We start from the raw sequence: 11,250 nt of genomic DNA, 5'->3' as shown, positions 1-11,250 counted from the left end.
AAAGACGGCTTTATGGTGTGAAGTTTAAAAAACTATTTGTGTAAGCTTTTGATGTATTTTTCAAGGGCCATTGTCATTGATGGGGTTTCCTTTGTAGGAGCCATTAAATCTACGTTTAACCCAGCTTCTTCGGCCGCCGCTGATGTCGTAGAACCGAAAACTCCAATCTTCGTGTCTTCTTGTTTGAAGTCAGGGAAATTCTGCTGTAGAGACTTAATTCCTTGCGGGCTGAAGAAAATCAACATGTCATAATCTTTGATGTTGATGTCTGTCAAATCACTGCAGACTGTTCTATACATAATCGCTCTCGTCCACTGAATATTTGCTGAATCTAAAGTTTTGGGGATATCAGGGCTCAAAACATCAGATGAAGGGAGTAAGTATTTTTCTGAAGGAAATTTCTTAAACAAGGGCAGAAGATCTGCGAAGTTCTTCTCTCCAAAACTAATCTTTCTCTTTCTATAGACGATGTGCTTTTGAAGATAATTTGCGATTGCCTCAGACTGACAGATGTATCTCATTGTATCAGGAACAGAAAATCTAAGCTCTTCTGCCAATCTGAAATAATGGTCCACGGCATTTTTACTGGTAAAAATAATACCCGTATACTGCGTCAAATCTATTTTCTGAGTTCTGAGTTCTTTGTTGTCAACTCCTGCAACGTGGATAAAAGGACGGAAATCAATCTTTATTTTTTCCTTCTTTGCAATTTCCAAATATGGAGAAGATTCACTAGGTGATGGTTGAGAAACCAATATAGACTTTATTCTCATCATGTACTTTTATTAAATAAATAATAACTTCCATAGCAACAATAGAGGTGCTATTTGAAGCGTGCAAATATACAAAAATTTATAATACCATTTTTGGGGTAAGATGTTGTTTCTGTGAAATAAGTAGAAAAAAATCTTGAAAATAAAAACAAAAACAAAAAAGTAAAAATAGTATAAAAACGCATTATTTCTGTCGATGGGGAAATAATAATGGGTTACGCAGAGAATAATGACTAAAATCGAGAGTATAAAGTTGAATTTTGTAGAGGTAAAATAAAAAATACTCCATTTTTTTCCGTCTCCTATGCTTTGGTAAAATAGAAACCCCAATGCCGTTCTAAGGAAATAAAATAATGAAACTGCGGCTAAACAAAATCCAAATTTATTCATCTGATAGCCAAATATCTGTAGTTTTGCGGCATATTCTGGTACCACAGGAACATATTGGGAGATTAAAACTGCCAAACTTAATGTAATAACACACGAAGTGATAATCCAACTGGGTAAGTTGTTGCTTGAGTCAAAGTATTTTTGAAGGAGGAAATCTTTAAGGTTGGCTTCTCTTTCTATAACGTTCATCATAAAGATATAGAGAAAAAGGCAGCCTAATAGTATAAAAACTACCCAATCATTGTTTTCGGGTATTCTTATTTGGTTGGTAAAATCTTGAGATTGTGGCAACGGATAATTTTTTGCAAAATTATAGATTATTTTGTATAAAATAAAAAGCTTAAATAACATATCTTTGCAAATTGAAATGAAAAAACTCGTCATCATTCCAACATACAACGAAAAGGAGAATATCGAAAAGATAATTTCTGCAGTTTTTGCATTGGACCAAGAGTTTCATATTTTGGTTGTCGACGATTCTTCGCCCGACAAAACGGCAGATATCGTTAAAGAACTTCAGAGAAAATATCCTCATACGCTCCATTTATCGATTAGACACATTAAAGATGGTTTAGGTAAGGCCTATATCCATGGTTTTAAATGGGCACTTCAAAATAATTACGACTACATTTTTGAGATGGATGCCGATTTTTCTCATAACCCATGTGATTTACCTAAGCTTTTTGAAGCTTGCTTACACGCTGATATGGCTGTTGGTTCACGTTATTCGAAAGGTGTGAATGTTGTCAACTGGCCTATGGGAAGAGTCTTGCTGTCTTATTTTGCCTCAAAATATGTACGGTTTATTTTGGGACTTTCCATTCACGATACCACGGCAGGTTTTGTCTGCTTTTCGAGAAAAGTTTTAGAAGAAATAGGTTTAGATAATGTGAAACTGAAAGGCTATGGTTTTCAAATTGAAATGAAATTCAGAACTTTTAAGAAAGGTTTTAAAATTGTTGAAGTCCCAATTATTTTTACCAACAGAGAGTTGGGCGAGAGTAAAATGAATGGTGGTATCATTCATGAAGCTGTTTTTGGTGTTTTAAATTTAAAATGGAAATCTTTAATCAACAGATTATGAGAAAAGTAATTGCGCTTTTTATATTTTTGTTTTTGGTTTCCTGCAGCGAATATGTTGATAAACCAAAAAATCTTCTGGATAAAAACACAATGTCTGAGATCATGGCAGATTTAGCAATCAATGATCAGGTGACTACTACATTTCAAAACAAAAATTTAGAAAGCGGAACGAGATATATTCTTGAAACACATAATGTAAAGGCAGACGATTTCGTTGAAAGCTATAAATATTATGTAGCAAAAGGAAAAATGGGTAAAATAGTGGATAATGCAATGGAAATTCTTTTAGAAAAAGATCCTAAAGCAAAAAGTTTTGTGGAAAGTAAATCTAAACCCAATACAAAATTTCCAAAATTAGAAAGATAAGCATGCAGCAATTTTTTAAAATAGAAAAAACTTCGCAGGGAAAAGCGAGAGCAGGAGAATTGATGACGGATCATGGTGTGGTACAGACTCCTATTTTTATGCCGGTTGGTACTGTTGCAAGTGTAAAGACTGTACATCAGAGAGAACTAAGAGATGATATTAAAGCTCAGATTATTTTGGGAAATACCTATCACCTTTATCTACGTCCCGGTATGGAAGTGATGCAGGAAGCTGGCGGTCTGCATAAATTTATGAATTGGGATCTTCCGATTCTTACTGATTCGGGTGGTTTTCAGGTTTTTTCACTTTCAGGGACAAGAAAGATGTCTGAAGAGGGAGTGAAGTTCAAATCTCATATCGATGGAAGCGTTCATTTGTTCACTCCTGAAAAGTCGATGGAAATCCAAAGACAGATTGGTGCAGATATTTTTATGGCCTTTGATGAATGTGTTGCTTATCCCGCACATTATAATCAGGTGAAAAAGTCGATGGAAATGACGCATCGCTGGTTAAAAAGATGCATGGATTGGAATGAGCAAAATCCGGAATTGTACGGATATAAACAAAGATTTTTCCCAATCGTTCAGGGTTCCACTTATTCAGATTTAAGAAAAATTTCAGCGGAAGTTATTGCAGAAGCTGGTGCAGAAGGAAATGCCATTGGCGGACTTTCTGTGGGAGAGCCTGAAGATGAATTATACAGAATCACCGACGAGGTGACCGATATTTTGCCTAAAGACAAACCAAGATATCTTATGGGAGTAGGAACTCCATGGAATATTCTGGAATCAATCGGTTTGGGAATTGATATGATGGATTGTGTAATGCCTACCAGAAATGCCAGAAACGCAATGCTTTTCACCTGGCAGGGTGTGATGAATCTTAAAAATGAAAAATGGAAGAAAGATTTTTCGCCATTGGATGAGTTTGGGACAAGTTTTGTTGATAGAGAGTATTCTAAAGCGTATGTGCGTCACCTATTCGTTTCTAAAGAATATCTGGCGAAGCAGATTGCGTCAATTCATAATCTTGCATTTTACTTAGATTTGGTAAAAGTGGCGAGAGAACATATTTTAGCAGGAGATTTCTACGAGTGGAAAAACTCTGTAGTACCTGTTTTAAGACAAAGACTTTAAAATTATTCAATGTTTAAAATTGTAGACGGATATATTATAAAAAAATACCTTGGAACCTTCGGTTTCATGCTTATTTTGCTGTCTACAGTAGTTTTGGTGATTGATGTTCAGCAGAAAATTCCGAGAATTGAAAATGCAACAGCAATTGATCCGAAATTAAATTTAACCTATTTTTTAATCCATTTTTATCCGTTCTGGATTATTAATCTCGTTGTCACATTCTTGGCTATTCTTGTATTTATTTCGGTGATCTATTTCACATCAAGAATGGCAAACAATACCGAGATCGTGGCCATTATCAGTAGCGGTGCCAGTTTTCACAGATTTGCAAAGCCCTATTTGTTTACGTCATTATTTATTGCTTTAATATCCCTTACGGTGAATCACTTTGTGCTTCCGTGGGCAAATATTAAAAAAAATGAACTCGAAGCGTACACCTATAATGCGGCCAATAAAGAAAAGATATTAGGCACAGCACCCGTTTCTGCTCAGTTAAGTAAAACCGAATACATCTTCGTGAATTCATGGAATAAACGCGAGAAAAGAGGTTACGGATTTGTTTATCAGAAATTTAACAAAGACAGAAGAATGATCTATGAGCTTAAGGCTAATGATGCATTTTGGGATCCTGCAAAGAAACAGTTTGTACTCAATACTTATCTCGAAAAAACCATTAATAAAGATGATTCAGAAAAATTGGGTCAAGGTTTTGAGTTAAGAAAAAGCTATGGGCAGGCACCCGAAGAATTATTTCCAAACGAACTTTTAGGACAGAATAAAACAACTCCTGAGCTTATCAAGTTTATTGATAGAGAACGAGAAAAAGGAAACAGTAACCTGAATGCGCACTTAAATGAGTTTCATCAGAGAACTTCAATGCCTGTTTCTATTATCTTATTGACGTTTTTAGCACTGTCTCTTTCTTCCCAAAAGAAAAGAGGAGGTTTGGGTATCAACCTTGCGATAGGAATTTCGCTTGCATTTGTGTTTGTATTCTCATTTGAGGCTTTAAAAGTGGTTTCAGAGAACAAAAGTATGTCTCCGGCGCTGGCAATGTGGTTTCCGAATATTATCTTTTTTCCGCTGACATTATTTTTGTATGTCAGAAGAGCCAATCAGTAGAGCAGCTTTATTTCTTTATGGTAAAAAGAATGTAAACCGTCTTCAAATTCGATCCAGATTTCACCTTTTTTGTCAGCTTTTCGGATAATGCCATTTTGTCGCTTTCCGTCAATTTCGAATACTGAAATTTGATCTTTTCTGAACAGGTTTAAATTAAAACTTTCTAGCACATCATCTTCAGAAGCTGTATTTTTAAATTTTTCAGTTAGAAATCCATGCAGATTGTCGGTGACTATTTTTAAATCAAATTTATCACCTGTTTGTGTATAGATAGAGCCAGCGTTAGAAATTTCATCAAATTTTTCCTGTAATATATTAATGCCCACTCCAACAATGTAATACCTCTCACCATTGAATTTTTTCTTCTCGATTAAAATGCCAACAACTTTTTTGTTGTTCAAAATAATGTCATTCGGCCATTTGATTTTTACGGTTTTCTCAGTCAGTTTGGCAATAAATTCACGTATTGTAGTTGCGGTATAATAATTGAACAGAAAATTATCGAGCTTTATGTCATCAGTTTTTATAGCAATCGTATAGGCAAGATTCTGCTCAGGTTGTGAAGCCCAGGTGTTTCCGTACTGTCCTCTTCCTTTTGTCTGATTAAAAGTATAGAGACCGACAAAATTTGAATGTGGGTAAAGTAAAACCTGAGATATTTCGTCATTAGTAGAAGAAGACTCTTTTTGATAAAACAGTTGACTCATTTAAGAAAACTTTAAGACATTAAGACCCTAAAAGTAAGGTTAAAGTAAAAGAAAAACAATAAATTTGCAGATTATAGTATATTTTAATGAATAAAACAGTAGAAAAGCAAGCGCTAATAGATAAAATTGTAGAAGCTATCCAAGATGTAAAGGGTGAAGACATTATGATTTTCGACCTTTCAAAAATTGAAAATTCAGTAGCAGAAACATTTATAATTTGTAGTGGTAACTCAAACACACAAGTCTCAGCATTAGCTGGAAGTGTAGAAAAAAAAGTAAGAAACGATCTTCAGGACAGACCTTGGCACGTTGAGGGTACAGAAAACTCAATGTGGGTATTGGTAGATTATGTAACTGTTGTCGTACATATCTTCCAGAAAGAAACTCGTCAGTATTACGATATTGAAGAACTTTGGGGTGATGCAGTAATCACCAAAATAGAAAGTGAAGTATAAATTTTAAAAGTATTAAATGAATAATAAAGGATTTAACTGGTTTTTTCCAATCGCAATAATAGCCCTTTTGTTATTTTTTGGCTCAAATTTTTTGGGTGACAACAATGCAAAGACTATTGACGAGGATGCTTTCTTTAGAGAAATGCAGACGGGAAAAGTTCAGAATGTGTTGATTGATAAGCAGGCGCAGAAAGCGGAAGTATTTTTAACACAAGCTGCCAAAACAGCGACCGTAAAAAAAGAAGATAAAGCAAATCCTTTTTCAAATTTAGGAATGTCTTCACCAAAGGCCGATTACAGCCTGAAGTATGGAGACTTACAGCTTTTTTTAGAAAAATTTGAAACCATTAAAAAAGATAATCCGGCAATTAAAACGTCCAAAGATTATGCAGACGGGAAAAGTCCATTCACTGAAATTCTGTTCTCAGCTTTAATCTGGATTGCAATATTAGGATTGTTCTATTTCATCCTGTTCAGAAAGATGGGAGGCGGTGGCGGACCTGGAGGACAAATATTCTCTATAGGTAAATCTAAAGCCAAATTATTTGACGAAAAAGAAAAGATTCAGACAACATTTAAAGATGTTGCAGGACTAGAAGGTGCTAAAGAGGAAGTACAGGAAGTGGTAGATTTCTTGAAAAACTCTGAAAAATACACAAAACTGGGAGGTAAAATTCCTAAAGGAGTATTATTAGTTGGCCCTCCTGGAACGGGTAAAACCTTATTGGCGAAAGCTGTGGCAGGTGAAGCGAAAGTTCCATTCTTTTCACTGTCAGGTTCAGATTTTGTAGAAATGTTTGTGGGTGTAGGAGCGTCAAGAGTAAGAGATTTGTTTGCTCAGGCAAAAGCGAAATCTCCTGCGATCATCTTCATTGATGAGATTGATGCAATCGGACGTGCAAGAGGAAAAAATAATTTCTCTGGTGGAAACGACGAGAGAGAAAATACCTTGAACCAATTGCTTACAGAGATGGACGGTTTCGGAACTGACGTGAATGTAATCGTAATGGCTGCGACCAATAGAGCAGATATTTTGGATAAAGCATTAATGAGAGCTGGCCGTTTTGACCGTTCAGTATATGTTGATCTTCCGGAATTGCACGAAAGAAGAGAGATTTTTGATGTTCATTTAAAGAAAATCAAATTAGACGATACGGTAGATAGAGATTTCTTGGCAAAACAAACTCCAGGTTTCAGTGGAGCAGATATCGCCAATGTATGTAACGAAGCAGCATTAATTGCGGCAAGAAACAGTCATGAATCAGTAAACAAACAAGATTTCTTAGATGCTGTTGACAGAATCATCGGCGGTCTTGAGAAGAAAAATATGGCGATCAAGCCTTCTGAGAAAAAGAGAGTAGCATTCCACGAAGCTGGTCACGCAACGATCTCATGGTTGGTAGAACACGCTTCACCATTATTGAAAGTTACAATTGTTCCTAGAGGACGTTCATTGGGTGCAGCTTGGTATCTTCCGGAAGAAAGGCAGCTGACCACTACAGAACAAATGTTAGACGAAATGTGTGCTACATTAGGAGGTAGAGCTGCAGAGCAGGTAATATTTAATAATATTTCAACTGGAGCACTTTCTGACTTGGAAACGGTAACTAAAAGAGCTCAGGCAATGGTTACGATTTATGGATTGAGTCCAAATATTGGTAATATTTCTTATTACGACAGTTCAGGCCAGTCAGAATACAATTTTGGAAAACCTTATTCTGAAGCAACCGCTTCTAAGATTGATACAGAGATCAAGACGATTATTGAACATCAGTACGAAAGAGCAGTTAGAATTCTGAGTGAAAACAAAGATAAGCTGAATGCTTTAGCGAACAAGCTTCTGGAAAAAGAAGTGATATTCCGTGAAGATCTGGAAGATATATTCGGTAAAAGAGCTTGGGATCCTGAATTGACAGAGAGACCGGTGACGAATACCATTCCTTTACATGAAAAAGTAGAAGAAAGCGAAATTCAGGCACCTGAAAGCCCTGCTCAGCTTTAAAAGATTTATATTCAATTGAATACAGCCCGGCAATTTTTTAATTGCCGGGTTTTTTCATTTTAAAGCGATATTATTAGAAACAATTCTAATTAATTTTCTATTTTTGTATTAAGTTGACTAAAAATACATTAAGTTGAGTTTATTTAAGAGAATTGTAAGCAAACTAACCAATCAGCCTGAGGAAGAAGACAAACAAAGTCTGGAGAAGCTAGGAGATTCGCTGAAAAACGCTGATCTTGATTATAAGTTTGCCCAATTGTTTACACACTCAGGAGGGTTTTTTAATTATTGCGCAGATGAAGCTGAAGCTTTACAGACGTTGAACCAGATCCTTAAAATTGAAGGTGTAAATTCTGTGTTTTGTTGTGATAAAGATTTACAGAATTTTTTAAACGTTCTGAAGATTTCGCATACCCCACAGCTTGAGCTCGCTAATGATGCGGCGTTTATCACGTGTGAATATTTGATTGCCTATGACGGAAGGATCATGCTTTCACACAACAATATTCTACATTATCATTCTTCAAGGCTGCCTTCAAAAATCGTTATTATGGCGAATGTTTCCCAAATCGTGAATAACCTTAATGATGCAATGGGGAAAATAAAGCGCACCGGAAACATAAAAAATCTTACCTCAATAAGCGGAAATCATTCTAAACTGGATACTGCAGCTAACAATAACACCAAATTGTTTCTATTGTTGTTAGAAGACTAGCATCACATTCTAAATCTTAAATTTTGGACAAAAATCTTATTCAGAGAACCATTTCGGGGATTGTTTATATTGCAGTCATTATTCTCTGTACAACTCCTTTAGGAACCCAGCTTATTGATCAAGTTTCGCCAGGTCTTGTGAAGCAACAATATTTGTATTATGGATTAATCACATTCCTTTTATTGGTGGGAACCTGGGAATGTATTAAAATCATGAAATTTGGTGACGGCTATGAAAAATGGATTGTTTTGCCGATTGTACTGCTGATATTTTATATGTTTTCAAAAAGGTTCTTCCATCACGATTTTTACTTTAATTTTAGGCTTTCAGAAATCCTTGCACTGGCGCTGATTGTTATAGCCGTTGTGACTTTATTTAAGTTTACAAGTGAACTTTACTTTGACAGCGGAAAACTTATTTTTACGGTAATATATGTTGCCTTGCCATTCTCTTTTGCGTTAGGATTGCCAAAATTTTCATCATACGACAGCCATTTTTCACTTGAAGTTATTTTCCTTTTTATTCTGATTTGGAGCAGTGATACTTTTGCTTATTTGGTTGGGAAGTTTTTCGGAAAACATAAAATGGCTCCCAAAATTTCACCAAAAAAAACCTGGGAAGGTTACGCAGGTGGAGTAGTACTTACTTTAGTACTCTCTTATTTTGTTGAAATGTATCAGCCACAGCTTCGCGGAAACTGGATGGTTGTTGGTTTTCTGATTGCTGCATTTGCGCCGTTGGGAGATTTGGTAGAAAGTCAACTGAAAAGAACCTTTGGTGTAAAAGACAGCGGAAATATTATTCCTGGGCATGGCGGAGTATTAGATAGGCTAGATAGTTTTTTAATTTGCGTTCCTGTCGTATATTTGTACTTTATTTTAGAAAAACTTATTTAAACTTCATATAACGTCATCATCCGAGCAGCGAAAAGATCAGTTCAAAAGGTGTTCTTATTTTGACGAATTTAAAACTATACATATCCCCAAAATGAAATTACATAAAGAATCGAAAGGAACCATCGTTGTAGCTACCTTACTTTTTGCGATAATCGCTGTTGTAGCTATTTATTTTCTTGAAATGTGGTCGCTTCTAATCATAATCCCATTACTGATAATCTACTGTTTGGTATTTTGGTTTTTCAGGGTTCCGAATCGTGATATTTTAGATCATACAGAGAATGTAATTGCACCTGTAGATGGTAAAGTAGTCATGATAAAGGAAGTTGAGGAAACAGAGTTTTTAAAGGAAAAAGCAATTCAGGTTTCTATCTTTATGTCTCCACTGAATGTACACATCTGCAGATTTCCGGTTTCCGGAAATGTGATTTACAAAAAATACCACCCCGGAAAATATTTAGTAGCTTGGCACGAAAAATCATCTACTGAAAATGAAAGAACAACTGTCGCTGTGGAAAGTTTAACCAATCATAAAGTGGTTTTCAGACAGATTGCTGGGTACGTTGCAAGAAGAATTGTTTTCTATTGTAATGAAGGTGATGCAGCCAAAGCCGGACATGAATTTGGTTTCATTAAATTCGGATCAAGAATGGATATTTTCCTTCCGTTAGACACCGAAATCATCTGCAAAATAGGTGATAAAACGAAGGGAGGGATTGATGTAATCGCTAGAATGAAAGATTAAGTTTTACATTTTAAATTATCAAAGACTGTTTCGAGAGAGGCGGTCTTTTATATTATATCTAATTTAATATTAGGAAGTTTTATCATTGATGAAGTACTATGTAATTTTATTTGTAATTCTTTTTTTATCGTGTAAAAAACAGGATGGTGTCAGATTGCCGGAAAATTATGTTTTAACGGAGAAAAATATTTCGGAGGATTGTAATATTTTTCAGATGCGATTTAAAGAGGGTAAATATTTATTGAAATATTCATTAGCGGGTAGCTGTAAAGAATTGACTGCAGAAGCATATGTTAGAGAATATATATCCTATTTAGATAAGAATTATGATAGTTTAGCGCATAAAAAAGGTTATGTCATCTTTGATTATTACGGGGTGGAGCAATCAGACATATTACAGGATTCCATAATTAAAATAACAAAAAGAAAATTTAATACAGAGGTCTCACTGACAGAAGCTGATAAGAATACTTTTACATTAAATATTTCTGATAAGAGATAAGTTAATTATTTAATATGCTTTTTTACTTCTTTAATTAGCCCCAAAATCAATTCTACGGGTAAATCCTCTTCCATATCCATTAAAAGGATTTTAAACTTCTTTCTGCCTTCGCTGATGAGTTCCGGATAGTCTAATCGGTCGCCATGATAAAAGCTGATGTAATGTTTCTGATATTTTTTGCTGTAGTACAGATAGCACAGCATTTTCTTTTTAAATTTAAAAAAGGGTAGTCCGAAGCTTAAAGTTTCCGTAATGTTTTCAGGATCCGATTCTAATATTTTCTTTCTTAAAAACAAAAGAGTACTTCGTTCAGGTTCGTCGATTCTGAAGAAGTACTCTTGTATAGGATTCATTTTAA

The 11,250-nt window shown here is 35.1% G+C and carries 14 protein-coding genes; 10 read left to right on the top strand and 4 right to left on the bottom strand.

Going from position 1 to position 11,250, the window contains the following annotated elements:
• Positions 1 to 32: 32 nt before the first annotated feature.
• Together AR685_RS07980 and AR685_RS07975 are read right to left on the bottom strand one after the other, a co-directional pair.
• On the bottom strand, positions 33 to 773 hold the full coding sequence (locus tag AR685_RS07980) for a uroporphyrinogen-III synthase (protein WP_047443166.1): 741 nt from the start codon (positions 771 to 773) through the stop codon (positions 33 to 35).
• Between the two features lie 12 nt (positions 774 to 785).
• Positions 786 to 1,454, bottom strand: a complete 669-nt coding sequence (locus tag AR685_RS07975) for a DUF4271 domain-containing protein (RefSeq protein ID WP_082671920.1) — start codon at positions 1,452 to 1,454, stop codon at positions 786 to 788.
• A 76-nt stretch (positions 1,455 to 1,530) separates the two neighbouring features.
• Between AR685_RS07975 and AR685_RS07970 the strand changes: the two genes are divergently transcribed.
• From AR685_RS07970 to AR685_RS07955, 4 genes are read left to right on the top strand one after another with little or no spacing between them, the layout of a single operon-like run.
• On the top strand, positions 1,531 to 2,247 hold the full coding sequence (locus tag AR685_RS07970) for a polyprenol monophosphomannose synthase (protein ID WP_059124240.1): 717 nt from the start codon (positions 1,531 to 1,533) through the stop codon (positions 2,245 to 2,247).
• Positions 2,244 to 2,612, top strand: a complete 369-nt coding sequence (locus AR685_RS07965) for a DUF4296 domain-containing protein (RefSeq protein ID WP_082002099.1) — start codon at positions 2,244 to 2,246, stop codon at positions 2,610 to 2,612. The genes AR685_RS07970 and AR685_RS07965 overlap by 4 nt, the downstream gene beginning before the upstream one ends.
• Before the next feature lie 2 nt (positions 2,613 to 2,614).
• On the top strand, positions 2,615 to 3,748 hold the full coding sequence (gene tgt / locus AR685_RS07960; RefSeq protein WP_047443163.1) for a tRNA guanosine(34) transglycosylase Tgt: 1,134 nt from the start codon (positions 2,615 to 2,617) through the stop codon (positions 3,746 to 3,748).
• Positions 3,749 to 3,757: 9 nt separating this feature from the next.
• On the top strand, positions 3,758 to 4,870 hold the full coding sequence (locus AR685_RS07955) for an LptF/LptG family permease (protein WP_047443162.1): 1,113 nt from the start codon (positions 3,758 to 3,760) through the stop codon (positions 4,868 to 4,870).
• Here AR685_RS07955 and AR685_RS07950 read toward each other — a convergent pair.
• Complete coding sequence (locus AR685_RS07950; RefSeq protein WP_047443161.1) at positions 4,864 to 5,577, bottom strand: biotin--[acetyl-CoA-carboxylase] ligase; 714 nt, start codon at positions 5,575 to 5,577, stop codon at positions 4,864 to 4,866. The genes AR685_RS07955 and AR685_RS07950 overlap by 7 nt on opposite strands.
• A gap of 86 nt (positions 5,578 to 5,663) precedes the next feature.
• Between AR685_RS07950 and rsfS the strand changes: the two genes are divergently transcribed.
• The 6 genes from rsfS (at position 5,664) to AR685_RS07920 (ending at position 10,892) form a co-directional block, all read left to right on the top strand.
• On the top strand, positions 5,664 to 6,032 hold the full coding sequence (gene rsfS / locus AR685_RS07945) for a ribosome silencing factor (RefSeq protein WP_047443160.1): 369 nt from the start codon (positions 5,664 to 5,666) through the stop codon (positions 6,030 to 6,032).
• Between the two features lie 16 nt (positions 6,033 to 6,048).
• Positions 6,049 to 8,034 (top strand): ATP-dependent zinc metalloprotease FtsH, encoded by a 1,986-nt coding sequence (ftsH, locus tag AR685_RS07940; protein ID WP_047443159.1) that lies wholly within the window; start codon positions 6,049 to 6,051, stop codon positions 8,032 to 8,034.
• Positions 8,035 to 8,167: 133 nt separating this feature from the next.
• The gene (locus tag AR685_RS07935; RefSeq protein WP_047443158.1) at positions 8,168 to 8,749 is read left to right on the top strand and encodes an LUD domain-containing protein; all 582 of its coding nucleotides are present in this window, start codon (positions 8,168 to 8,170) and stop codon (positions 8,747 to 8,749) included.
• Positions 8,750 to 8,772: 23 nt separating this feature from the next.
• The gene (locus AR685_RS07930; protein WP_047443157.1) at positions 8,773 to 9,645 is read left to right on the top strand and encodes a phosphatidate cytidylyltransferase; all 873 of its coding nucleotides are present in this window, start codon (positions 8,773 to 8,775) and stop codon (positions 9,643 to 9,645) included.
• A gap of 91 nt (positions 9,646 to 9,736) precedes the next feature.
• Positions 9,737 to 10,390, top strand: a complete 654-nt coding sequence (locus tag AR685_RS07925; protein ID WP_047443156.1) for a phosphatidylserine decarboxylase family protein — start codon at positions 9,737 to 9,739, stop codon at positions 10,388 to 10,390.
• An 88-nt stretch (positions 10,391 to 10,478) separates the two neighbouring features.
• Positions 10,479 to 10,892, top strand: a complete 414-nt coding sequence (locus AR685_RS07920; protein WP_047443155.1) for a hypothetical protein — start codon at positions 10,479 to 10,481, stop codon at positions 10,890 to 10,892.
• Between the two features lie 5 nt (positions 10,893 to 10,897).
• Here the strand turns inward: AR685_RS07920 and AR685_RS07915 are convergent, their stop codons facing one another.
• Complete coding sequence (locus AR685_RS07915; protein ID WP_047443154.1) at positions 10,898 to 11,245, bottom strand: DUF1801 domain-containing protein; 348 nt, start codon at positions 11,243 to 11,245, stop codon at positions 10,898 to 10,900.
• Between the last annotated feature and the right edge of the window lie 5 nt (positions 11,246 to 11,250).

This window comes from Chryseobacterium sp. JAH (genome assembly GCF_001507335.1).
Taxonomy (GTDB): domain Bacteria; phylum Bacteroidota; class Bacteroidia; order Flavobacteriales; family Weeksellaceae; genus Chryseobacterium.
This window is presented reverse-complemented; position numbering and strand designations above follow the sequence as displayed.

Bases quoted from the DNA above. Each gene is read 5' to 3' on its own strand.
- AR685_RS07980 (WP_047443166.1), bottom strand. From the start codon at position 773: ATGAGAATAAAGTCTATATTGGTTTCTCAACCATCACCTAGTGAATCT.
- AR685_RS07970 (WP_059124240.1), top strand. From the start codon at position 1,531: ATGAAAAAACTCGTCATCATTCCAACATACAACGAAAAGGAGAATATC.
- AR685_RS07965 (WP_082002099.1), top strand. From the start codon at position 2,244: ATGAGAAAAGTAATTGCGCTTTTTATATTTTTGTTTTTGGTTTCCTGC.
- tgt (WP_047443163.1), top strand. From the start codon at position 2,615: ATGCAGCAATTTTTTAAAATAGAAAAAACTTCGCAGGGAAAAGCGAGA.
- AR685_RS07955 (WP_047443162.1), top strand. From the start codon at position 3,758: ATGTTTAAAATTGTAGACGGATATATTATAAAAAAATACCTTGGAACC.
- AR685_RS07950 (WP_047443161.1), bottom strand. From the start codon at position 5,577: ATGAGTCAACTGTTTTATCAAAAAGAGTCTTCTTCTACTAATGACGAA.
- rsfS (WP_047443160.1), top strand. From the start codon at position 5,664: ATGAATAAAACAGTAGAAAAGCAAGCGCTAATAGATAAAATTGTAGAA.
- ftsH (WP_047443159.1), top strand. From the start codon at position 6,049: ATGAATAATAAAGGATTTAACTGGTTTTTTCCAATCGCAATAATAGCC.
- AR685_RS07925 (WP_047443156.1), top strand. From the start codon at position 9,737: ATGAAATTACATAAAGAATCGAAAGGAACCATCGTTGTAGCTACCTTA.
- AR685_RS07920 (WP_047443155.1), top strand. From the start codon at position 10,479: ATGAAGTACTATGTAATTTTATTTGTAATTCTTTTTTTATCGTGTAAA.
- AR685_RS07915 (WP_047443154.1), bottom strand. From the start codon at position 11,245: ATGAATCCTATACAAGAGTACTTCTTCAGAATCGACGAACCTGAACGA.